The 24,365-nt window shown below is 38.4% G+C and carries 24 protein-coding genes; 17 read left to right on the top strand and 7 right to left on the bottom strand.

Going from position 1 to position 24,365, the window contains the following annotated elements; translation table 11 throughout:
- Positions 1–79 precede the first annotated feature (79 nt).
- The 4 genes from ACFSGI_RS17050 (at position 80) to ACFSGI_RS17035 (ending at position 5,508) form a co-directional block, all read left to right on the top strand.
- Positions 80–775 (top strand): M50 family metallopeptidase, encoded by a 696-nt coding sequence (locus tag ACFSGI_RS17050; RefSeq protein WP_204825386.1) that lies wholly within the window; start codon positions 80–82, stop codon positions 773–775.
- Positions 772–2,142, top strand: coding sequence for an N-acyl-D-glucosamine 2-epimerase (locus ACFSGI_RS17045; protein WP_204825385.1), 1,371 nt, complete (start codon positions 772–774; stop codon positions 2,140–2,142). Before ACFSGI_RS17050 ends, ACFSGI_RS17045 begins: the two co-directional genes overlap by 4 nt.
- 20 nt (positions 2,143–2,162) lie before the next feature.
- Complete coding sequence (locus ACFSGI_RS17040; protein ID WP_204825384.1) at positions 2,163–3,329, top strand: pectin acetylesterase-family hydrolase; 1,167 nt, start codon at positions 2,163–2,165, stop codon at positions 3,327–3,329.
- Between the two features lie 109 nt (positions 3,330–3,438).
- A complete protein-coding gene (locus ACFSGI_RS17035) occupies positions 3,439–5,508 on the top strand; it encodes a class I SAM-dependent methyltransferase (RefSeq protein ID WP_204825383.1) in 2,070 nt (689 codons plus the stop codon).
- A gap of 112 nt (positions 5,509–5,620) precedes the next feature.
- Here the strand turns inward: ACFSGI_RS17035 and ACFSGI_RS17030 are convergent, their stop codons facing one another.
- Together ACFSGI_RS17030 and ACFSGI_RS17025 are read right to left on the bottom strand one after the other, a co-directional pair.
- Positions 5,621–5,830: a hypothetical protein gene (locus ACFSGI_RS17030; RefSeq protein ID WP_204825733.1), complete on the bottom strand. Its 210-nt coding sequence runs from the start codon at positions 5,828–5,830 to the stop codon at positions 5,621–5,623.
- A gap of 24 nt (positions 5,831–5,854) precedes the next feature.
- Positions 5,855–6,340 (bottom strand): hypothetical protein, encoded by a 486-nt coding sequence (locus ACFSGI_RS17025; protein WP_204825382.1) that lies wholly within the window; start codon positions 6,338–6,340, stop codon positions 5,855–5,857.
- Positions 6,341–6,556: 216 nt separating this feature from the next.
- Between ACFSGI_RS17025 and ACFSGI_RS17020 the strand changes: the two genes are divergently transcribed.
- The gene (locus ACFSGI_RS17020) at positions 6,557–7,795 is read left to right on the top strand and encodes an MFS transporter (protein ID WP_379283739.1); all 1,239 of its coding nucleotides are present in this window, start codon (positions 6,557–6,559) and stop codon (positions 7,793–7,795) included.
- Between the two features lie 85 nt (positions 7,796–7,880).
- Entirely contained in the window at positions 7,881–8,552 is a 672-nt protein-coding gene (gene rnhA, locus ACFSGI_RS17015; protein WP_204825381.1) for a ribonuclease H, read from the top strand.
- A gap of 95 nt (positions 8,553–8,647) precedes the next feature.
- Here the strand turns inward: rnhA and ACFSGI_RS17010 are convergent, their stop codons facing one another.
- Positions 8,648–8,905: a hypothetical protein gene (locus ACFSGI_RS17010; protein WP_204825380.1), complete on the bottom strand. Its 258-nt coding sequence runs from the start codon at positions 8,903–8,905 to the stop codon at positions 8,648–8,650.
- 338 nt (positions 8,906–9,243) lie between these two features.
- On the opposite strand from ACFSGI_RS17010, the gene ACFSGI_RS17005 reads away from it, so the two are divergent.
- Positions 9,244–11,139, top strand: a complete 1,896-nt coding sequence (locus ACFSGI_RS17005; RefSeq protein ID WP_204825379.1) for an ATP-binding protein — start codon at positions 9,244–9,246, stop codon at positions 11,137–11,139.
- Between the two features lie 94 nt (positions 11,140–11,233).
- On the opposite strand, the gene ACFSGI_RS17000 is transcribed toward ACFSGI_RS17005, so the two are convergent.
- Both ACFSGI_RS17000 and ACFSGI_RS16995 read right to left on the bottom strand, forming a co-directional pair.
- Positions 11,234–11,476 carry an NHLP leader peptide family RiPP precursor gene (locus ACFSGI_RS17000; protein ID WP_204825378.1) on the bottom strand — a complete coding sequence of 81 codons (243 nt, stop codon included), beginning with the start codon at positions 11,474–11,476 and terminating at the stop codon, positions 11,234–11,236.
- Between the two features lie 65 nt (positions 11,477–11,541).
- On the bottom strand, positions 11,542–12,567 hold the full coding sequence (locus tag ACFSGI_RS16995; protein WP_204825377.1) for a hypothetical protein: 1,026 nt from the start codon (positions 12,565–12,567) through the stop codon (positions 11,542–11,544).
- A 282-nt stretch (positions 12,568–12,849) separates the two neighbouring features.
- Here ACFSGI_RS16995 and ACFSGI_RS16990 point away from each other — a divergent pair, with 282 nt between their 5' ends.
- The 8 genes from ACFSGI_RS16990 to ACFSGI_RS16955 all read left to right on the top strand — a co-directional run bounded on the left by ACFSGI_RS16990 (position 12,850) and on the right by ACFSGI_RS16955 (position 19,822).
- Positions 12,850–13,356, top strand: coding sequence for a sigma-70 family RNA polymerase sigma factor (locus ACFSGI_RS16990; protein WP_204825376.1), 507 nt, complete (start codon positions 12,850–12,852; stop codon positions 13,354–13,356).
- A gap of 25 nt (positions 13,357–13,381) precedes the next feature.
- On the top strand, positions 13,382–14,527 hold the full coding sequence (locus ACFSGI_RS16985) for a hypothetical protein (RefSeq protein ID WP_204825375.1): 1,146 nt from the start codon (positions 13,382–13,384) through the stop codon (positions 14,525–14,527).
- Positions 14,524–15,504: an ABC transporter ATP-binding protein gene (locus ACFSGI_RS16980; protein ID WP_204825374.1), complete on the top strand. Its 981-nt coding sequence runs from the start codon at positions 14,524–14,526 to the stop codon at positions 15,502–15,504. Before ACFSGI_RS16985 ends, ACFSGI_RS16980 begins: the two co-directional genes overlap by 4 nt.
- Positions 15,504–16,373: an ABC transporter permease gene (locus ACFSGI_RS16975; protein WP_204825373.1), complete on the top strand. Its 870-nt coding sequence runs from the start codon at positions 15,504–15,506 to the stop codon at positions 16,371–16,373. The genes ACFSGI_RS16980 and ACFSGI_RS16975 overlap by 1 nt, the downstream gene beginning before the upstream one ends.
- Before the next feature lie 155 nt (positions 16,374–16,528).
- Positions 16,529–16,972 carry an OsmC family protein gene (locus tag ACFSGI_RS16970; RefSeq protein WP_204825372.1) on the top strand — a complete coding sequence of 148 codons (444 nt, stop codon included), beginning with the start codon at positions 16,529–16,531 and terminating at the stop codon, positions 16,970–16,972.
- Positions 16,973–17,011: 39 nt separating this feature from the next.
- Complete coding sequence (locus ACFSGI_RS16965; protein WP_204825371.1) at positions 17,012–17,470, top strand: cupin domain-containing protein; 459 nt, start codon at positions 17,012–17,014, stop codon at positions 17,468–17,470.
- Between the two features lie 12 nt (positions 17,471–17,482).
- On the top strand, positions 17,483–17,785 hold the full coding sequence (locus ACFSGI_RS16960) for a hypothetical protein (RefSeq protein WP_204825370.1): 303 nt from the start codon (positions 17,483–17,485) through the stop codon (positions 17,783–17,785).
- 300 nt (positions 17,786–18,085) lie between these two features.
- A complete protein-coding gene (locus ACFSGI_RS16955; protein ID WP_204825369.1) occupies positions 18,086–19,822 on the top strand; it encodes a sensor histidine kinase in 1,737 nt (578 codons plus the stop codon).
- A gap of 146 nt (positions 19,823–19,968) precedes the next feature.
- Here ACFSGI_RS16955 and ACFSGI_RS16950 read toward each other — a convergent pair whose 3' ends face one another.
- Together ACFSGI_RS16950 and ACFSGI_RS16945 are read right to left on the bottom strand one after the other, a co-directional pair.
- On the bottom strand, positions 19,969–21,171 hold the full coding sequence (locus ACFSGI_RS16950; protein ID WP_204825368.1) for an acyltransferase: 1,203 nt from the start codon (positions 21,169–21,171) through the stop codon (positions 19,969–19,971).
- A gap of 167 nt (positions 21,172–21,338) precedes the next feature.
- On the bottom strand, positions 21,339–22,109 hold the full coding sequence (locus ACFSGI_RS16945) for a GH12 family glycosyl hydrolase domain-containing protein (RefSeq protein WP_204825705.1): 771 nt from the start codon (positions 22,107–22,109) through the stop codon (positions 21,339–21,341).
- Between the two features lie 289 nt (positions 22,110–22,398).
- On the opposite strand from ACFSGI_RS16945, the gene ACFSGI_RS16940 reads away from it, so the two are divergent.
- Together ACFSGI_RS16940 and ACFSGI_RS16935 are read left to right on the top strand one after the other, a co-directional pair.
- The gene (locus ACFSGI_RS16940) at positions 22,399–22,548 is read left to right on the top strand and encodes a hypothetical protein (protein ID WP_204825367.1); all 150 of its coding nucleotides are present in this window, start codon (positions 22,399–22,401) and stop codon (positions 22,546–22,548) included.
- Between the two features lie 961 nt (positions 22,549–23,509).
- Positions 23,510–24,316 (top strand): nucleotidyltransferase domain-containing protein, encoded by an 807-nt coding sequence (locus tag ACFSGI_RS16935; RefSeq protein WP_204825366.1) that lies wholly within the window; start codon positions 23,510–23,512, stop codon positions 24,314–24,316.
- Positions 24,317–24,365: the final 49 nt, after the last annotated feature.

Here is a 24,365-nt window from a genome sequence, read left to right as displayed (position 1 = left end):
GCAGAGCTAGAAGATGGATTTACAGGCTATAAAGCGATATATTTAAGATAGCAACTTAACATAGTAAGGGTGTGACCTTTTGAATAAATGGATAAATACGATTTTGTTATTAATCGCATCGGCGGTATTGACTCGATTAATTCCTTTTTCATCGTTATTTCGTAATTTGAATACGATGATTCATGAATTTGGACATGCGATGATCACGTTAATTACTTCCGGTCAGGTCAGTGGTATAGAGCTGAATGCTGACCATAGCGGAGTAACGTATACCAGAATAAGTTCAATGTGGAGCGGACTTCCAATCGGGTTAGCAGGATATATGGGGTCTTCGCTTTTTGTGATTGTTTTATTTTATCTGTATCACAAACGCAAGCAAAAAGAAGGCATTGTGCTGACAGGCATTATTGCACTGATTATGCTGATATTATATGTGCATCATGGATTTGGCCTGTACTGGTTAATCGGATTTGTGATTGTAAGTGGTGTGATGGTGATTGCGCCAGAATGGTTACGTAACGGTTATTATTTGTTAATTCTGTTTTTGACTCTCGAAGAATCGGTATTATCTTCGATTACAATTCTGTGGCTCAGTATGACTAGCCCTGCTGGAGCAGGAGATGCCGCAGGATTAGCGCAACAATTCGGGATTCCGGCTGTAGTATGGGGTGTTCTTTTTGCAGGCTTTTCATTATGGTGTGCGCACCGATCACTTCAATTATTTTGGCGGAAACGAAAACCACCGGTATACCGAGCAGGAGGAGCGCGCAGATGAGTACACCGCTACAGCGTCAGCGTCATCGTCCGTGGGCGATGCATGGCGCAAGTATACAGATCGATCCGTTGTTTCCGTATTACGCTAATCGATCGCCACAAAGTATCGCTGACGAATTAGCGCTCGCTGGATATCGAACAGTTCATTATTTTGTTGTCAATGAGCAACAGGTGGATATCGCACTGGTCGAAGCATTGCAACAGCGAGAAATAGCGGTATGGGCGCTTGTGCTAGGCAATGGCACATTTAGTGTAGAACTTGCACCTAAAGAATGGTCATCCTGGCGTATGGAATTGATTAAGCCGATTAATGATGGATTTGAGCGATTTTCTCATTTTTCAACCGAATATATTCAATGGAAAAAAGAAGTGATTGCTTATCTGGTTGCAAATGTTCCTTTTGACGGAATTGAGATAGCAGAGCCTTATTTTCCAGAATGGAATGGCATTGAACGCGGTGTATACGGAGATATCGGCCCGCTTGCACAACAGACTTTTCACAACAAATATGGAATGGATATGCCTAACTTTACCCATTCTTCCGCGGCTAATTATTATACCAAAGTTCCTTATATTTATGAGCGCTGGGTGGATATGCGTGTCGAAGCAGTCAATGGATTAATTCATGAGATTATTAACGGTGAGCATGGAGCAAGAGATGTGCGACCGGATATCAAAGTAGCGACATGGTCATTAGCTGTCCGCGATCCAGAAGCGACCAAAAAGCTACGTGAATGGCAAGGACTGGATGCGCTAACGATGATCGATTTGGTCAAGCCTGATATGCATATTTTACAGACTCATTGGCCGGATTGGATGAAGCGTGGTCTACCATCTAACTATATTCGAGATTATGAAAGTATAGCTGCACCGATCCGGGCATTACATCCCAAATTACCACTTGGTATTCAAGCAGATATCGGCTCCAAATCCAGTATGATTAAAGGAAGACGTTGGATCGATGAACTGGAACATCATGCCTATGCGCTTGGATATCAGAGCTGGACCGCTTATGAATACCATATTGGTGGGTATATGTATGCAGAGCCTCCTTTACCTTCATCAGGGCTTCGTATAGCACCTAATGAAGTGATGATTATTTATAATAAGCGTATTGATCCACAATCTATTGGTACGGTTACGTTATCTCCAGCGATAGGATTGGGTAAATCATATGAGTTGAAAGTGAGTCAATCGGCTGTAGACGGGAATCGTTTATTTTTGCGATTCACGAGAACGTTACCGAATACTTCTTTTCAATTAGAGATCAAAGATGTGAGTGATACGCCTGATCTATGGTTACTTAAAGGTAAAAAGGCGAATCGTACACCACGCAAAACAAAAGTATTCATCGTACAGGAAGAGTAAGCGGGAAAAGAGGAATAGAAATGGTGTTGACGACCATTGAATGGTTGATTATTGTAGCGGTTGTCGTAGTTGTTATCCTATTTGTTATTAAGCGTCCTACTCGTGTTGTAAGTTTTGCTGAATCTCCATTATATAAATGGAATCGAGTAGATCTAAGCGGGATTGTAGTAGCAGGAGACGGATCGCCCTATTACTTGCTAACCAAGCGTGGCAAAAGTAAAAATGTGGTCGTGTATTTTTCCGGTGGAGGGATTAGCTGGGATCGGAATACAGCTTCCAAGCCATTCGGATTACGCACTTTATTGCATAATCGAGAATTAGGTTATTATTTTGCCAATATTCCTTTTTACAAAACAGATTTGTTAGGGGGTATGCTGGATAATCATCGGGAAGATAATCCTTTTTACGATTGGACAATTGTGTATATTCCTTATGCGACAGGCGACTTCCATATTGGTAACAATAAAGTGAAGTATAAAGGAAAAGGCAAAATTCATTTTACAGCTCATTACAGTGGCAGACCGAATACGCTCAAAGGATTAGACTGGTTATTCGATCATATTACGGAACCGGAGAAATTATTTATCGCTGGCGCTAGTGCAGGTGGATTTGGATCAGCATTTTGGGCTCCTCATATTGCAGAACATTATCCTGATGCCCAAATATATCATTATGCGGATGGGTCCTATTTATCGTCTCATCAGTGGCATCATATTATCGATGAAGTATGGCAATCCCAATTTGAGCAGCATTTCGGCTATCCAATTGAAGAGGATATTATTGCAGCAGCATTTCGTTATAATGCGCAGAAGTTACCAGCTAATACGATTTTGCTACAATCGAATACGTTATATGACAAAGTATTGCCTTCTTATGAAGCAGTACTGAATCAGCAGACGATTGGATTGGTGAGTGGTGACGATGTTATGACTCAGAGCTGGTCTCAAGGCATGCTTGATTCTGCCGGACAATTGGATCAAGAGCTAGACAATTATTATTACTTTGTAACTGATTATGGCGTAGGTACGAAGAAACGAAGTACACCGCATACTTTATCACCATCACGCGTTTTTTACACCGCCGAAGAAAGTGGTGTGAGATTAAGCCGTTGGTTGGGAGATATTATCAACAAAGATAAGCTGTATTCTGTAGGAAAAGAATTTGTAGAATCGCCTATGGGTAAATAAAATCAAAAGCGCTGAACATCAAGTTCAACGCTTTTTTTATTATCAATATACATCAAAACGGGTAAACTAATAATAACCCTATACTCTGGAGAAAATAAGGATGTGACCTATGCTACATTCATTAACTGCAATAGACAATTATCGTGAACTTGGCTATCTATCTACCGATAATCCATATCTCTGGTTACATTATTTGGTATCGGCTGAAGAGCGGATCGTGAATCTGGAACGTGTAACAACGTTGCAAGAATTAAGTAATGCCAACCCTGTACTGGATTATGTAGAGCGTACATTACGTATTCTGGATCAATTGCGAGTATCGTACTGGCAAAAAGAACTGATCGAAGAAGTGCTAGTCTGGTCTGAAACAGCCAAAGGCGGTACGGTACGTGAACGTATACGCTGGCAAGAACAGGGCATTAATTTATTTGTACATAATGAAGGATCGGCAGAACTGTATTTGCATGCGTCTGCTGAACCACAGCAAGAACGAACGCAATTAGTATCGACGTTGATTCGTACACATGGACTAATCGGTCAATGTTTGCGTGGAGAAGTGCCTTTTGCAGAGAATCTGCCCTTAACCGAACAAGTCAGTCATGGGATTTTATCGCCAGAAGAAATGAAATCCACTTTACTGATACTGAATCGCTGTATTATAGAAGCTGTCTCGTCAGAATTATGGCAAAAAGTACAAGACGATGTGCTTGCTTTGATCCAACCGATTGTCTATCAAGAGCAACCTGTAGGTTGGACAACCGAAGATCGGATACTACGCTTACGGGCTGCCAGTATTCATAAAGGAGAAAATACATTAGAAAGTCTACACCAACTGAATGAACAGATTAATCTAGAACATTCTTTTGCTATGCTTGATCATCAGACTTTCTGGTATGTAGAAGCAGCACTACAAGATTTTTCATTTGAAGAGTTTGCCAAAATATTTACACTGATCAGTCAGATTGTTCCTGAAGATGTACGGCATATTAGCTTTGAACGACTAATGAATACAATGTATTACGATTACAAAGGCATCAAAAAAGTAAATGTCTACAAAAAAAGAATGATAGAGAAAGTACTTGCTGATTGGTCTTGGGATCAATTGTCTACAGGCAAATGGGTACAAGATAGTCCACATTTGAATTATGAATGTGTGCAGGAACCTCATATTGCCGATACTGTCTTTTTTAACTTTGTTTTTTCACCTGCGGCAGAGAAATTAATAGAATTCTGTATCGAAGCTGAAAAGTCACCACTCTATGAAAAAGCCGTATTGTTATTATTTGATCTGTTCGGATTACGGCGTGATGCGTATGATCGTTTTCATAATGAAGAAAGTTATCTTGAAATGATGAATCAGACGGTCGATTATAAGCGGATACTGCTTCAATATATGGTCGGTCAGACGATTATAGATATTGGCCCTGGTGGCGGAGTTATGCTTGATTTGATTGAAGAAGAATGGTCGGATAAACGTGCAATTGGAATTGATATTTCCGAAAATGTGATCGAAGCACTTCAACGCAAAAAGCAATTAGAAGGTCGTTCCTGGGAAGTGATGAAAGGCGATGCGCTGGCATTACGAGAAATTGTTGAACCAGGCAGTGTAGATAGTGTGTTATTTTCGTCGATTTTGCATGAGCTATATTCGTATATTCCATTTAACGGACATAAGTTCAATCTTGAAACCGTCGCTGCGGCATTATCCAGTGCGTATGATGTTCTTTCAACAGGTGGACGGATCATTATTCGGGATGGCATTATGACAGAACCGATAGGACAGAAGCGTCGTATTCAATTTTTACAAGAAGATGGTCTGTCTGCATTGAAGCGATATGCTCAAGATTTTGTCGGGCGCTCAATAGAGTACGAAGTAACAGGAGAACAAGAAGTGATCATGCCTGTTAATGATGCGATGGAATTTCTGTATACGTACACATGGGGCGAAGAAGCTTATATTCATGAAGTGCAGGAGCAATTCGGTTACATGACCCCATCCCAGTATCGAACTTTTATCGAGCAGACATTAGGCGAACAAGCGCATATTGTTCATTTAGAGTCTTTTTTACAAGCAGGATATACGGAAGTTTTGCAAGCAAAAGTGAAAATAACAGATGAGTGGGGCGAATCCGTTTCTTTACCAGATAGTACTTGTATTATCGTCATTGAAAAAACGTAAGTACAGTATTGCTAAAGTGAATAAATGTGCTACTAATATCTAATATCCTATTAAATAAAAGAACCTTTCCTGTAATCAATAAGGGAAAGGTTCTTTTTGAATTGATAAGATGCTATTCGATTTCTGGCTTGTTTTTGTCTTCTTCATGACGCGGTAATTCGTTATCATGAGGAAGTTCGTTATCGATGACTCTTTTTTGAATTTCATCCGGTGCTGACTCGGGAAAAGAATCTTCTTTGAACAATCCAAATTCATCATCATTATCGCGTTCAGTCACTAAATTTTTCTTTTCTTTGTCCTGATCTTTATCATGAGTACTCATAGTCCAATCCTCCTTGTGAACGTCTTAGCGTCCGAAACGGTCTGGTTCGTCTTCACCTGTTGATCCGTTTAAGATATCTGTTCCATGTGCATCTTGATCTTCTAAAGGTACAGCCGCAGGATCGACAGGAGTCTCTCCATCTAATAGATCCGCATCTGGAATATCTGGAAATTCATCATCCAGCGTAACATCTTCTAGATCTGTAAGGGGATCGCTATTCAGATCATTCCCTGTATCGATTGGTGTCTCAGCCACATCGAGATCAATACTGTATGGAGACACGTCATGTTCATCTTCAAGCTCTGCATTAGCATCACGTACAGCTACATCTTCACTTGTAATCGGTTGAATCCCTTCTTCATCACGCATTGTAGGATTAATAATATCTAGATCATTTTCAGGAATCGTACGCAATTCATCTTCTATATCCGAAGTGACCGGTTCAGTTGTCCGGTATCTATTGTATTCCTGCGCCGCAGCATCTCTATTATCATCAAATGGTTTGTTCATTATCATTCATCTCCCTTAACGTTATAAATACATCTATTTTGATTTCACTTATTGATTTGGCTTACATGTACTTTACCCGAATTTATAATATTGCAATCGCTCTCTTATAAATTGTTATTCATTGCTTATGAAAGGTAATGAATTTGGATAATGGGTTAAACAAGAGTAGAATGAAATTGATTTAAGCAGTGTCGTGGAAAGGGCGTGTAGACATAAGTGGTAGCTATCGAGGACTTTTCTTGGAAACGGAATTTAGTTGTATTGTGGTTAGGTGTCTTTTTTTGTAGCACAGCGTACTCCATCTCTATTCCATTTTTACCTATTTTTCTAAAAGCTGATCTGGGTGTAACCAGCAATTTAGAGATATGGTCAGGGATTGCTTTTGGTATTACTTTTTTAGCCAGTGCGTTGATTTCACCATTTTGGGGATCACTTTCGGATAAATACGGACGGAAACCGATGCTGATTCGTTCAGGCTTTAGTTTAGCTGCGTTATATTTGATTAATTATTTTGTGACAGACCCTTATTTATTTTTGGTGGTGCGTATTTTTCAAGGATTGCTTGCAGGTTTTGTACCGGCATCGATCGCTCTTGTCGGAACAAATACACCGGAAAATAAAACCGGTTATGCATTGGGAGTCATGGCAACCTCAGGGGCAACAGGTACGATTATAGGGCCACTGATTGGTGGAGTAGTCAGTTATTATTTTGGTAATCGTAATACATTCTTATTTTCAGCAGCGATTGTATTGATTGCAGCTCTAATCGCGACCTTCTGGGCAAAAGAACATAATTTTAATCGTTCAGCCAAACGTTCTCATGTTCGTGATGATCTCAAACAAGCAGCAGGTAATCCTATATTTGTGGCTTTGTTAATACTGGCAGGAATCAGTACTTTTTCGATTATGATTTTGGAACCGTTGATTACGATCTATGTACAAAGTCTAGGGGTATCGAGTAATAATGCTTCATTAAGTTCAGGTATCGTATTCTCTGCTGTAGGTGTAGCCACATTGATTATGGCTCCACGCTGGGGCAAAGTAGGTGGTAAAATAGGATATGGTAAAATCTTATTTATCGGCTTATTAGGAAGTGGTATCGGGAACCTGTTACAATTTTTCTTTACGAATATCTGGGGATTTGGTATATTGCGATTTGCATACGGATTATTTTATGCGGCTGTATTACCATCGATCAATGCTTTAATTGTCAAAGTCACTCCGTCTGATTTTCGCGGTCGAGCTTTTGGGTTAAATCAATCGGCTTCACAGATTGCTACGATGGAAGGGCCGATTATCGGTGGTCTGCTCGGACACTGGATTGATATTCGCTGGGTATTTGTAATCAATGGACTGATGTTACTGATCTGTGCATTTTTTGTAAAACGGCGTAGCTGGGAGATTCCTGTTCTAGAAAGCTCCTCTGAATCGACTCGTAAAGTGCCTCATGCGTAATCTTATTATTTATAATAAATAAAAAAGAACAGTACACTACAATATCAACCAAATAGTAATAATGGAACACAAGATGGAGGTCTGTATGGCAAAGTCAAAATATTATGTAGTATGGGAAGGGCATCGTCCAGGAATCTATACCTCATGGGCAGATTGTCAGCAACATACGAATGGATACAAAGATGCTAAATATAAATCGTACGAATCGCTTGCTGAAGCTGAAAAAGTATATGCAGAAGGCTGGAAAAAGCATTGGGGACAAGGCAAAAGTAGCTCCTCTTCTAACAGTTCAAGTGGCAGTAACAGCTACAGTAAGCGTACTTCGTCATCTGCAACGATTTCGAAAGACTTAATAGATTACGATAGTATATCTGTAGATGTAGGAACACGTGGTAACCCGGGGCCTGTAGAATACCAAGGAGTAGATACGCAGACAGGGAAAGTGATTTTTACTTGTGGCCCGATTGCCAAAGGAACAAATAATTTAGGTGAATTTCTAGCGATTGTACATGCGCTTGCTTATTTGCATCGTCAGGAAAGTAGCAAAACGATCTATAGCGATTCTGCTAATGCGCTAAAATGGGTAAAGCAAAAAAAAGCAGTATCTACACTGGTTCGTGATGAATCTACAGCCGAGATTTGGAATCTGGTTGATCGTGCAGAACAATGGCTACGTACACATAAGTATGATAATAAGATTCTCAAATGGGAAACAAAAAGCTGGGGCGAGATCAAAGCTGACTATGGACGCAAATAATACAATGCTAACCAACCATATAAAAAAGATACCTGTTCTCACAATATGTGCGAAAACAGGTATCTTTTTTTATAAGTGATAGGCGATAGCCTATATTATTCTTCTTGCTTATCGTTTTTGATATGAGCGGCATCGGATTCTGGATCTTCTGGATCAGCGCTTGGATGCGGCCCAGCATCTTCTTCATCGGCAAGCTGTCCAAACAAAGGTTTATCCATTTTTTCCGGTAAGATAACAGCCTTTTTAGCATCTTCAGGCAATTCATCTTCCGTATTTGTTTGGGAATCTTCATCATTTAAAATAGTGTTACGTGTTTTCCAAAATACGTCGTCGTAATGTTTGTCGTCTGTCATTATTAAATCCCTCCAATACGTCCGTATATGAATAGTGCTTACCCTAGTCTGTCTCTTACCAAACGGTATGAGTACTATTTTATAAATAATAAGCTCTAATTTATCGGTCATTTGTACCTTATCTTAGCGAGTGATTTATAGTGTGAATATATACGCATTTAGATCAGTGAGTATGCAGAATCGGTCGATAGAGCAAGCATTTTGAAATGTTTTGTAGATAGTGTATCATTGTAAAATTAATAGTATCTCTGAAGTAAGAGAGCAAGTATAATAGATAAAGGTGGGTATATTTTCCAAACGTCTTGTAGTACATAGTTTATTTATAATGAGGTGCTGAAATGAAGATTCTGTCCAAAGCCTTAATCGGGGTTTTAATCGCAGTTATAGTGGTCGTCTTGGCGTTATCTTTCTTTTCAACTCAAAGTGAAAAACGAACAGGTTATTCTATCAATTATTGGCAAATTAAATGGCAATCGCAAAATACGTTAACATCCAAACCATGGGATAGTGATCAAGATAGCCCCTGGATTTCTTCTGAAATTATGAAAGATGGCAAACCGGTCAATAGTTCTTCAGCTTGGATTCGTATTCCTTTACCTGAATTATCATGGAATACAGCGGGCGTACTTATTCCAGAACTGAATGGTAAGCATATTATTGTGTATTTGGATCAAGATAAGATTTTTGAATCGAAGCGTAGTTATGCGTATGAACAAAATCAATTGTTATTACCTTTAACAAAACAGGATTCTTACAAGTTACTGTATATCTGGGTAGAATCAGCGCGTGAACAGATCAGTCTGAAGCAGGGCATTATGGTTGGCGATTATCAAGATATGTTGATTTCGTATGTCAGCTCTGATCTGATTGATGTAGTACTGGGTAGCGCTTGTATCTTTATATCATTGGTAATGGTGATCTGTTCTGTATTTTTACGGCGAGATCAATTAAGAATGTGGCTTAGTCTAGCCGCTATTATTCTTTCTCTCGGCATATTAGTGGTAACTTACTCGCCATTTTTGTTTACTTTTTACCCGACTTATTACAAATTGTATTCGGTTTTACTGGATTTAAGCTTATTTATACTATTGCCTGCATTGCTTTACTTTTTTGAATGTGTGTTCGGCAGTGGTTACAAAGGTATCATTACGAAAATGAAAAAAGTTCAATATGCGTATTCTTTTATCTGTGTAATGGCGATGATTTTTAATATTTTGACAGATGAACGATACTTCGCGATTTACTACTTTATTTCGGTCAAAACGTTAGGTATTCTACTGATTGTTCAATTATTGATATTGATGATCGTAGCAGTGACATATGCTTTTCGTAAAAACAAAGATGCTATCTTGTTCGCTTCCGGCTTTTCTATTTTCGCTTTGATTAGCGGGGGAGAATTAACATGGTTTTATATTCAAGCTGGAAGTTACAATGTAACCCTCTGGAAATGGGGAGTGATGATTTTTGTAATTTCACTTATATCTGTAATGGCAAGACGATTTGCTCAAAATCATCAACAGATGGTGCTCTACTCCAGCCGCTTAGAACTCTTTAACAATGAGCTTCAGCGTTCAGAGAAAATGGACATTATTAGTGAACTTGCTGCTTCTGTTGCTCACGAAGTACGCAACCCACTACAAGTGACACGCGGCTTTTTGCAATTGTTACAAATGAATACCGATGATAAAGGACGAGAACATCTCAAGATTGCGTTAGAAGAACTCGACCGCGCATCGGCGATTATTACAGACTTTTTAACATTTGCCAAACCTGAATTTGATAAAGTAAATAAGTTAAATTTGGCGCAGGAATTTCAACATATCGAAGGCATTATGAGACCGCTGGCTACTTTGGCTGGAGGAACAATCACGATAAATATACCTGACAATCTCGATATTCAAGGGAACTCTTCCAAGTTCAAGCAAGCTTTGATTAATATTGTGAAAAACAGTATCGAAGCGTTACCTGAAGAAGGCAAAATTCATATCTGGGCAGAGCAAAATGAGAAAGAAATCGAGATCCATATTCAAGATAATGGAAGTGGCATGACAGAAGAAGAGTTAAAACGATTAGGAGAACCTTACTTTTCGAATAAAACCAAAGGAACAGGCCTGGGGTTGATGGTGACTTTTCGCATTATAGAAGCACTCGGGGGAGTATTAGAATTTAAAAGTAAAAAGAATGTAGGCACAGAAGCTGTTATTCATCTTCCAGCAGCGGACCCGCAAGTATAAGGGGTTCGCTGCCAGAAGATTATAACAGTTTTTTTGTGTACGATTATATACATATATAAGTATAGAAAACCATCTTAATAACACAAGGGGAATATTACCAACCAGCATCAACTTTCACTTTAGCATCAGCCATCATAGATGAAGGCTTTGGAGGGATTACCAGATAGAACTCATCGCTTTTTTCTTCTACTGTTTTAAGTTGCACATGTTCTGGAAAAGAAATACCCAACACATCTTTCAGTGCTGATTTTGGATCGGTTTTTAACATCTCCATAAAACTAGGGTCTTCCCACGCCTTTTGAATAACTTGTGCTTGAAAAATAGCTTGGCTGGACATATTAATCTTCCTCCCTTAAATGGTTATAATTACCTATTAAGTGTATCATGTCTAATTCTAAAAATCTATGAAGATGTAAGGTCTTTTTGAATAAAGTACAGTAAACTTCCCTGTAAAAGGGTATTTCGAGCTTCCTGTATAGATGTCGCAGCTTCATGCAATTGTTGAATTAAATAATTTCGAAAAGCTATTAAAGAGTCTGATACAAATAATGATGGAACATCGGTAAAAGAAGATTGTGCATACTGCGCATAACGACAGATGACTTCTTGATCATAGATCGCTTGTTGTACCTGGGTCGCTGTAACTTTATCTGAAAATAAAGCTTGATGATGGTTGACTGCTTCATAGCGAATAAAAGCGAGCAAACAATTATAATTGTGTTCGACCATATCTTCTTCCCAGTCGCTAAGATCGTCGTTCATTTGTAATACAATCAAAGCTTGATCCAATTGTTGCAACAGATCAGGTAACATATACATGCAATCCAATTGAAGCAACATAGCAATTAATGAAATTTTGAGCGGACTAACTTTGCTAGCAATCTGTTGTGGTTGTTCAAACAAATAATCAGCCTTTGCTTCATTGTATACAGCACTTGCCCACTCGGCTAAAAACTGCTTATAGTATTGCCAGAATGAAGAGTCATTACCTAGATGTTCTCCACAAATACTTACAAATTCATTCCAGAACAACTGACTAAGCGGGATCAGATCATGTAATTTATCGGCAGACAAATCAGGCGTATCCATCAGATCGTCTTGAATAAAAAAATGAAGCATACAAAAAATATTAGCAACACCCATACGATGCGATAATTCAGGTAACGATTGTAGATGAGATGAAGAAGAAACGATAGTGGAAGAGGTATTATTCATTGTTGAAGTTGCATGAGCTTGAATAGTTTCTGCTATCCAAAAAGGCAATAAATAACAGACATAATTTTTAGTGCTATGTTTTTGCCGGATATCAAATTTGGCTAAATACGCTAATCCTAATTCGTGTAATGGCTTTGGAAAATGGGCTACTTTTTGCTTCGCTTCCTCAAAAACAGCATCTAATTGAAGTTCAAATGGTTGTAACCAAAGCATTAGCTTCCACTCCTCAAATTCTTTTATAAACAAAGAACTTTTTACAGGTAGTATACGACATCAATTGAATATATTGGATGTTCATGTGCTATTATATCGAACTTTATACACGTTGACTAACAAAATTATCGATAAGGTATGTATGATATTGTCGAAAGTCCTACAAATAGCCTGAGTAGATAGACGTATTTAAATAATAAAAATAAATTGATGTTGAATAGATACAAAAATGGAGTACCACTCGTCTTTCTTATAGCTGCAGCGGAAAGGAGCATGAACAACATGGACATTCCGGAACCGGAACCATTTCAACAGATATTTCATGAACATTATCCGATCGTCAAACGCAAACTTTATGCGTTGTTACGCGATGAAGCAATAGCGGATGATCTAGCACAAGAAGTCTTTCTTCGTCTATATCGCAATCCACCTGATGATCCGCAAGCGATTGGAGCTTGGCTACACAGAGTTCTGACAAGGATTGCTTATGATTATATGGATAAAAAAGCTAGAGAACGCCGACTACAAAATAAACAAGAACAATACTATGATCTTCAACACTCTCCACCTTCGGGTGAGGATATCGTGATACAGCAGATGGAACAAGAAGAAGTACAAGAATGGTTAGAACAATTACCTCAACGGGATAGGCAAGCTTTACTCATGAAATATTCGGGTTACAGTTATGCGGAGATTGCTGAAGAGCTTCAATTAAAACCACCGCTTGTTGGTACATTATTACATCGGGCAACCAATAAATTACGTAAAAAGATGTTACGGTCTACGTAAATCAAAAACAAAAGGAGGAATAGACGTGAGCAAGTTTCCGCATGATCCTAATGCCACTCAGCCTACAGAACCAACAGATTCATCTAGTGCTACAGATGAAGCATGGGCAAAATTAAAAAGCCGGCTTGTTAATGAAACGCCACATTCTAACTGGGAAAAATGGGCTAATGAACCGCATTTATTTCAAATAGATGATCCATCATCACAATCACAACAACCTCAAAGGAGTGTAATTGCTATGAAAAAATCGAATGAAGAACAATCCTATACTTCATCAACAGAAACAGAACCAACCGTTAAGCGTCGCCGTAAAATGAGTTCAGCTCGCAAAAGATGGACAACAGGTATTGCTGCTTGTGTAGTCGCTGGAGCAGTGATAGCTACTCCATTTGGCAATAATGCGATGGCTGCCTTATTGGATCAATTTCGTGCACAGACGTTAACAACGGTGGATAGTGAGCAATTGTCTGATATGTTCGATCAATACAGAAGTGAAAATAAGTTAGGAGAACAGGAAAATCGGTTTGGAACATTTAATTCGACGTATGGCAACATAGAAGGAAGCTTTAGTCCTTCCAAAGCAGCAGAGTTATTAAATTACACTGAAGTTAAAGATTTTTCTCAAGATGATGAAGAAAAGGCACAAATTGAAAGTTCGAGAACAGAGACACTCAATATGAATGTAGACGAGGTTAACAAAGCGATCCAAAGTCTAGGAGGGAAAGAATTGTTACCTCAATCGCTTAATAATACGCCGATTGCTATACATTTCCCGGAGACTATTCATTACTATATCTTTAAAGATGAACAGACGGCATCTTTAAGCCAAACTAAAGTCCCAACTGTTCAATTTGATGCTTCTGTTTCTACAGATGAAGTATTTAAAGCGATTGCTGATCTGCCATTCTTACCACAATCGCTTAAAGACGGATTGCAAAGCGATAAAATTATTAACGGTTCATTACCATTACCTGTTGAATCAAGTGGTAAAACGGAACGTGTGACGATCGCAGGAGAACCTGTTTTGATCTCAACATATACCGTTAATGATAAAATAGGTTATTACGGAACATGGATTCATAATGAAGAATTGTTTACATTGGATGGTGCAGAGATTTATAACACATATGAATCGTTTACAAAAGAAATTGAGAAGTTGATCCAATCATGAGTACAGTAGCGATCGATATTCAGCAATTAACGAAAGAATATGATAATGGTCGTGGCTGTCGCAATGTAACTATTAGTGTGGGAGAAGGGGAAGCCTTTGGCTTCCTCGGTCCCAATGGTGCAGGCAAAAGTACACTGGTCAAAATGCTGGTTGGATTGACAGCCCCTACTTCAGGAAGTGCTACGTTATTTGGTGAACCTATTGGTTCTTTAGCTGCCAAGCGACATATCGGTTATCTACCTGAATTGTATCGTTATCAAGAATGGTTAACCGGTGAAGAAGTGATTCGATTGCACAGTCGTCTGTGTGGAATGGATCAGAGTACGATCAAGCCACGAATCAAGCAAGTGTTAGATCAAGTAGGTATCGGTAAGCGTGGAACAGACAGAGTCAAACATTACTCCAAAGGCATGCAACAACGTCTCGGTATGGCATGCGCATTAGTCAATGATCCACCAATCTTATTTCTCGATGAACCTTCTTCAGCTTTGGATCCGATCGGTCGGTTAGAAGTACGTGAATTGCTTAAAAGTTTAAAAAATGAAGGTAAAACCATCTTTTTAAATTCGCATTTATTGGAAGAAGTAGAAAGTATATGTGAACGCATAGCGCTACTGAATAATGGACAGATTTTGCGTCATGGACAAGTCAGTCAGGTCTTATATACCAAGACCAAATGGAGATTTAAAGTGGGCGGATTCACACCGGAGATTCTACCGTGGTTAAGCGAGACTAGCGGTATTTTGATAGAGCGATATGTTACACCAACGATATCATCTGCCACTGCTACACTGCCTTTAGGACAAGAGACTGTCTGGTTAGAAGCAACGATAGATAACGAAGAGCAGGTTGGTTGGCTGAATACATTAATCGTGAATCAAGGAATGACATTATACAATGTAGAACCGGTCAAAGAACGATTAGAAGAATGGTTTATGGATGCTGTATCCGGGCTAAGTCACAGGGGGGAGCAATAATGACAACAGTGATTGGTATGACCTGGAAAGAATTAATGCGTAAAAAAGTGGTCTTAATGACAATGATTATGACCGTATTATTTATTATCGTTTTTTCACTTATCGCTCGAATTCTTGGAGAACCATCTGATATGGACCCAAGTCAGCAGTTGATAGCCCAGTTTATGACGGGAGCGTCTATTTTGACATTAGGCTTCTTTTTTGGCAGTTTTATTTTAGCTTTTTTAATTATTTTTAGTTCGTTTTCTTCTATATCTGGAGAAGCTGAAGTTGGTATTATGCAGTCAATGTTGACTCGTCCGATTCAGCGTTGGAAATGGTTTTTGGGGCGCTGGCTAGGATATACGTTATTTGGTATCGCCTATGCTTTGATTTTATATATTGCGATTGTTATTATTGCAAATATCTTTTCAACTGTACCGCAGACTTTTGTTGTACATATGCAATCGTTTTTATTATTTGCACTTACCGTACCTGTGCTAGTTACCGTTACTTTTTTGGGAGCTACCATGTTTTCGGCCATTGGTAATGGTGTATTTATGACCATGTTATATGGAGCAGGTTGGCTAGGCGGTATGGTAGAGAAATTTTCCAGTAGTATGGAGATGAAGCCAGAAGTGGCTCGTTCTCTATACAATATTACAGGGATGATTTCATTAGCAATGCCAACAGATGCTCTTCAACGTAAAATGTTAGCAGTCATGTTGAATGTAGAACAATTAACAGGGATGTTTAATATTGATGAGGAAATGAGAGGTCATATGGGGATTGGACAAGTACCTTCGACAGCATTTATATTCTATACTTTAATTTACATGATTATTTTATTTTTCTGGGGAATGCGCCGTTTTTATAAAAAAGAATTTTAACTGATGGGTATATCCATCTATGTATATCAAACGTTCTTCGATACGTAATTGCGTATTTAGAAAGAACGTTTTTATTTTTGAAATGATACAAACCACAGAATATGGTAAAATGTTCAAGATGAAATGTGTAAGCAGAGCAAGGAGATGAATATACTATGAAACACCAATTTGTATTAGATGCTGATTGGCATGGTGGACGTAATAGCGAAGGAACAATCGAATCAGGCAATCTCAAAACAGCCATCTCGATTCCACAAGCGATGGGTGGCCCGGGGACAGGTACGAATCCTGACGAGATGTTGCTAGGTGCAGCCGCAACTTGTTATATTATTACACTTGCAGCGATGCTTGAACGATCTCATATTGCGGTTGCGCGATTAACTATGAAGTCTGAAGGCATTGTAGATGTAACCAATAACATTTTTACGTACGAACAATTGATTCATCGACCTGAAATTGTATTAAGTGCCGAATCAGCCGATCAAGTGGAGAAAGCAACAGTACTTGCACATAAAGCAGAACAGTCTTGTATGATCTCACGTGCGATTGCTGGTAATGTTACCATTACGACGCAACCTTTAATTAGTATCGCTGACTAAGTAAACACTCCAAACTCTGAAGAAAGAAGGTTATGATACATGGGAACAAAATTACCTTTATCACCATTAGTGAAATTGCTAGATATGAACGAACACCGCGAAGGCGGTTGGTATAAAGAAATGTGGAAAGCTTCTTTTGAAATTCCAAAAGATATTTTGCCTGAACAATATTCAGGACCACGTTTTTCAGCAACATCGATCTACTTTATCCTGCATGGTGACGAAATCTCGGATTGGCATGTTGTTCATTCTGATGAGTTGTGGTTGATCCATTCTGGTAGCCCGCTTGAACTGACACTAGGCGGTAAAGGCGATCAACCGGTAGAAGGCAAAAAAATGATTTTGGGTATGGATATCGAAGCAGGACAGACACCACAAGTATTGATTCCAGCAGGAGAATGGCAAATGGCTAGACCGCTTGGAAATGATCCTGTATTTGTATCTTGTGTGGTAGCCCCAGGATTCCATTATGATGATTTCAAATTGATTGAACGCTAGGGACAAAACCGGATGAAGTGGTATACATTTGGACAGATGATCGCCAGTATTCGGTTAGGGCAAAAAGCCATGACAATCGATGAAGCACGTATTATTACGCGTACAACAAAAGGTATCATTTGGGTCAATGGTAGAGAACAAGGGCAATATGTTGAAATCAAAGATTATTTGTTTTCCGACTTATGGCATATTTACGAAGATGAAGAGAAATCTATTTCTTCTGCTGAACGCGAACAGTATGAACAACAGGAATATGATATGATCGAAAATCAGTATATGGAATGGTGGACAGAGCGCAAACAAGCTCAAAAGTAAGCAGACTCTACCCAAATTGTATAGTGTATGTTATCCAAAAAGGTCCTGAATAGCATTTACAGTGCTTACAGGACCTTTATTTATAGATTTATTTAGTCCGCTACGTTACAATAAATAAAGGTATCTTTTCCATAAATTAATAGTAGATTTTTGTGAAAATAAAGTGTAGTCCTATGCGGTTCATGGTATGATACTAAAAAAAGAATCGAATTTTGTCGATATTCGGGCATTTAGATTTTTAATACGGCTAAAAGGCATGGAGCAAGTGCGGCTGATATAGATGGGGGTTAATTTCCTAAAATGAAACAACGTAAGAGCCTGGTACCCAAACCTTTTCCGGTGACTGTATATATTTTGGCTGTTATGACAGTTGTGTTGATTATTGTGAATACTACGTATTATGTAACAACACGAAAAGCATTAATTTCGGTTCAAGAACAAAATATGCGCGCAATCACTGATCAGATTAGATCATCTATCAAATTATCTCAAAGTGGAGAAGCTTTTGTAGAGGACTTGATAGGCGAGAACTTGAGAATGGCAGCTCAAGCTGCACAGTCTAAAATTGGGTCAGACATGAACAAGATTACCAATCAACAACTTGCTGAAGTGAGCAAAGAAGTAGGTGTAGATCGGATTACACTGTTAGCACCTTCAGGTAATAATGTGGTTCCTATACGTTCTTCAGACCCCAATGAATTATCGGTTAAAGAAGAATGGCGAGCAGATTGGCTCAAAGCTGTTCAAGAATTGCTTGCTGGCAAAACGCCTACTGTAGATATTGGACAAAAGCTACCTGATTATTGGGGAGCTCCTATGATCTCCAAAGTCGATCGTGCGAACTCTGCTGGTGAGAAGTGGGGTTATTACTACGATGGCAAAACAAATTATGTAATTAATGTGTATACAAATGATAAATCAGTGCGAGAATTTCAAGAAAAAACAGGTGTAGAAGCGATTATTCGTGAAATCCTAAATGGTGAGCGTAGTCGTCAGACATTGGGGATTGCTATTTTTAATCCGCCTATTTTTCTCGATCAAGCGAATCAATTCAATTCGCATGGGGTTATCTGGTACTCGGACAATGAGACATTATACAACGATTACTCTTACAAGAGTGCTACAGACAAAACAAATATTAAGCAAGTTAATAAATCAGGAAATACGATATCGATTACCGATGAATTTGATAATGTGCCTGTACTCAAAACATTTATACCTGTGGAGTTGACGTATCCTGCGATTATAACGGTTGTATCGGATTTGACCGAAGTGCAGCAGACCCTTAACGAACAATTGATCCGATTAACACTGACGATTTCAGCTTGTTCGATCGCTATTATTGCTCTGGTTTTGGGACTGATTACGATTTTGAATCGTCGTACTGAAGCCGCGGCGCAAAGTGTGCAAAATGTTTATTTAGAAAATATTGATGCGCTATTTAACTCGATCAAAGAACAACGTCATGATTTTAATAATCATGTAAATACGATTCAATTGTTGGTCAAAATGAAAAAGTATGACGACTTGTCTACGTATACTGCGGAGCTGGTAGGAGAATCGATCGCGATGAATCAGATTATCAATATTAATCTGCCGGCATTATCTGCATTGATTCAAGCCAAAACGACGCAAGCATATGACCGCAGAATTAAGTTTGAATACGATATCAGCAATCTCAAATCAGTTCAATTTGGTACAGTAAAATCAACAGAACTGGTCAAGATTGTTAGTAATCTGATTGATAATGCGTTTGATGCGGTTAGCGAAACAGACAAACCGGATAAAATGGTCAAAGTAACCGGACGTGTTCGTGGAGAACAGTTAACCTTTACAGTTGGAAACAATGGCAATCCTATTCCCGAAAAATTAAAACAACAAATTTTTGAAGCCGGATTCAGTACCAAACCGCTGAATCGTAAAAATTCAGGATTAGGTCTGGCGATTGTACAGAAAATTTTATCCAAACATCGGGGTATTATTCGGGTTGAAAGTGATGAAGAATGGACTGAATTCTCTGTTCGTTTACCATTGTGATTATAAGGTATGAAATGCAAGAAATGAATCAAGTGAATCTTTATCATCATTCTCTATATGTTCGTAAGATATGGGGATAAGCTGATAAAAGTACAAATAAAACCGCTATATTCTCTTGTTACAGAGAAGTAGCGGTTTTATTTGTGTCACGAATCTTGAGGCAATGTGGATTGCGGTCTGGAAGCGTGAGAGCGTAGTGAATGCTTGCCTTTTTTGCCTGCTGATCCGGTTAACCATTGTCCTCCTGGTAAGCGAGAGAGCCCGCTTGTTAGCGCTATAGCTGTAGGAGCTACAATCATAAAAGTAAGTAGGGTTAGTAGAAGGTTAAGTCCGGGCGCTGTGATCTGGCGTGTAAAGTAAGATACACCCATCAATATTAAGGCATGCGATAGATACCCACCAAATGAGTATCGTCCACACCACTGCAAGAAGCGAACGATCACACCTTGTCGTTCTGCAAGCAACAAAGCTAATCCGTACATCAATAACATATGACTCAATACAGCCAAAAAGGTAGTAGGCTTGAGATAAGTCGATACATTTAAATTAATAGCGACAGGATCAAAACGCAACAGATCATAACCTAACCACATATACATAATCAAAAACGAAAACACTGTCCAGAGCAATATTTTGAGCATTATTGCGCGCCAGCGCTGAATCGCTGAACCACAGATACCACCCAATACAAAATAAAAAAAGTAAAAAATAAATTCACTGGTACGATGATCTAAAATGATTTTCCAGATACCCTGTACATTCCACGTAGGCATCGCATAATAACATGACCACATCAACCATCCATATATGATACCGATGATGATTAACATCACAATAATATGTTTTTGTTGCTCTTGTGGCGAACGATTGTCTAATAAACGTGTTCTGAATTGCTTACCCAGCCAGCGGAAAAGCGGAAATAACAAATAAAATTGAAAAATCATAATCACAAACCAGAGATGATATCCATTGGTAGGTACAAATAGTTGCTGTACAATATCTTGCCAACTATCCGCTCTAAACAACGGCATATTAAAAATAAACTGCATAACAATCCAGTAAATGATTGTCCATACAACAAATGGAATATAAATATCTCCAATTCGTTTAACAATCACCGAACGATATTTACGTCCATCTCCATATTGATAAAATAAAATAGCACCTGCTAAAAAAACAAATGTTAGCGTGCCAAATCTTGTAAAATGATAAAGCATACCTAACATTATCGAATCAGCTTGTATACTGCCACTTCGATAAATATATTCACCAATTGAATGTTGCATCACGACCGCCAAAAAGGCAAATCCACGTAGTAATGCCCATTCATTGATCCGTTCTCTAGACATAGATTCACCTCAATCATCCATAACCATTCTTTACACTAATAAAGCAGTATATCAGACAATTGTTAATAGAAGATGAATTATATATATTTTATGCAAACAATATAAGTAATAAAAAAGACTTCCCTTGAAATAACAGGGAAGTCTTTAAAGTATGCAGAAACAGAATTTTATTGTACAGCTACATTCCATTTAGAAAAATTAATTTGACCATCGCCACCGAATACTTCGGTACCAAATTCAACACTACTTACATATTTTGTATTTGCCATCCATTTTTTGCTGTTTACCAGATAATCAGTAAAGTTTTTCACATTGAGTGAAGCACTGGAGACATTAGAAGTGCGTACAAAAGAGAATACATTCCATCCTTTGCCATTACCAGCATCTAGCCAACCTTTGTGTACTTTCCAGCTACTGCCGCCAATAGTTACTGTTTCTACGTAAGTACCTAGTGGCCCGGCATTGGTATTATTCAACCAGATCATCACTTCATCAGTAGGGGTAGAATCCCAACTCGCTTTGTTTGTATTGTGGAACCAGATATCATAAGCCGCGTTGTAAGTACCATCTGCTTTGATAGAATAAGCTACATTGGTATTGATATTTTTGTTATCCGAAAGGCGAGTAGGGAAACCACTACCCGGTGTATAACCTTCTGTCCAATGCCATCCGCTAACAAGCGACGGATATGCTTTGACAGAAGATGTAGTACTTGGCCAGTGCCATACCCAACCTAGATCGGTATCACTGTTATGATAGACCGTCTGCCACCATCCTTGAACCGTATCTTGCCCCCACACATTGTTAAATACATAGTACTTATTGTTAGCAAAATTGAGCTTATCGTAGGCTGTAGAAGAGGAAGCTGCTGAAGCGTGAAGCGGTAAAACTATCACCAACGACAAACCAACAGTGAATGCCAAAAAACGAGACCACATACGATAACGAATCCATTGAGTCAACATAAATGTCCTCCTTGAATAATGAGATTAGTGTGCTCTACACTGACCCGATTATACCAGTCATTTTATGGAATTATAACCATTTCCGACTATAATCATATGTCATATAAATATGTTGAAATTTATTGTTTTTGCAATAAAATAAGTCTTTTTCCTATTCCAAAAAGATTGTGTCTATAGACCTATTTTCCAAATATGGAATTGACAATTTCAAAATATACCGAGTATGATTGCTATATTATAAACAGGAAGGAGGTTGAAGGACATGATTTTACGCAATGATATGAATATTCAGAATACGTATCAGCCGGATCAGCATAGTGGTCTACGGTTAAACGATGAACATAATACCAACTGCTGCTTGAAAACTTCATACACTTGCTTCATGTTCTTCAATCTCTTACGGACGACATAAACTGCAATACGGAAATGTAAAGCTCGGTTTATATTGAAACAGTTACCATATACGTGATCTTGTATATTCAATGCTAACTAGCTAAGTATTTTCCAGTTCAATCAGTGCCTTTGACTTAAATAAAGGCATCTAATTAAATATGCAGGGTTTATTGAATAGCAAATAGTGCCGTTACACCTATTTGCTCGATAAATCACTAGCCGCAGACCGTATACAGAGGTCCGCGGTTTTTTTGTGTCTTTAACATCCATAAAGTTTATAAAAAGGTATTTAATACCACTAAAAAACTAATAAAAATTGATGTACAGCAAGTACTAACCTATACAACTTAACCACTAACCATAATGTAACATCTATATAACAATCAAAGAATCTGTATAAAAAAAGAAGAATAAAAGCAAAAAGTAAAACCGTTTCCTATAGCCAAATCGTCTTTACCCATAACTCAAATAACTACAGTACAACAAGTGAACTTTTTTAAACTAAAGAACCAATACTAATAAACAACTCATATAGCTTCAAAAAACAGCTTCAAAACTTATACAAAGATCATAAATAGTATCCAATTTCAATAAGAAATATCAGCTCAAAAGTAGAACGACCCTAACAGAAACTCGAAAACTAAATCATAGATTTAAAACAACAAACAAAGCTCATCTTATCTAGCACTAAAACTGCTAATCCCCACCAATGGGGAAAAAACGACTCTTTAACCCAGCTATCTTTATACCTGCCAATTCATGTTTCACCTAGCACTGAGCGAAAGAAATAGAATGGATTCTGAAAGAGCGCAGCGTTCGCCTTTGAAGAAAAATCCCGACTGCTTTAGCAGTATCATCAAGGGATTCTTCTTCAACAGCGACGACAAGAACCATTCTATTTCTGTAGCGGTCTTTATTACTAATCGCCAATTTTAAGTGAATCTTCACCCATCCCCTTCATATGAAAGGAGTGATCGATCATGTCCGTTACTCAAGCCATGACTTCTATCATTCAGACTGAATTAAAACGTATTGAACAAGAACAAAACATTCGTATTTTATATGCTTGTGAATCCGGTAGTCGTGCATGGGGATTTCCTTCTCAAGATAGCGACTATGATGTGCGCTTTATTTATGTTCATCCTCCAGAATGGTATTTGTCGATTTTTAACAGACGAGACGTGATTGAATATCCGATTAGTGAGCAGTTAGATATTAACGGTTGGGACTTGCGCAAAGCACTGAATTTGTTCCGCAAATCCAATCCACCATTAATGGAATGGTTGCAATCTCCTATTCAATATGCTGAAAATGGTTCACTTGCTGAGCGAATTCGAAACGTATCACCAACTCATTTTTCGCCTCGTGCGTGCATGTATCACTACCTGCATATGGCGAAAGGGAACTTTCGTGGCTATTTGCAAGGGGATACTGTTAAGATCAAAAAATACTTTTATGTATTGCGTCCGATCTTAGCTTGCCTGTGGATCGATCAAAAAGGAACCATGCCACCAATGGGCTTTGATGAGTTGATTGAAGAAATGTTGCCACCGGGGCAACTTCGTAGTGATATCGATCAATTACTGACTCGTAAAAAAGCAGGCGAAGAACTCAATCTAGAGCAACAAATTCCGTCGATCCAGAACTTTTTATCAGATATGATCGACATTTTAGAACAACAAGTTGTGCATATGCCTACTTCTCAACAACTGCAAGATGATTTATTAGATCAGTTGTTTCGGGAAACACTGCAATATGCGTATCCAAACGAAGTTTCGCTTTTGTAAGCAGACTCGTTTACAATAATAAAGAAGCCTCTCTCGAAATAGAGGGGCT

Origin of the sequence: Paenibacillus nicotianae (genome assembly GCF_042681745.1) — a bacterium.
GTDB classification, from domain to species: Bacteria; Bacillota; Bacilli; order Paenibacillales; family Paenibacillaceae; genus Saccharibacillus; species Saccharibacillus nicotianae.
The sequence above is the reverse complement of the archived record's forward strand: the minus strand, read 5'-3'. Positions and strand labels throughout refer to the sequence as shown.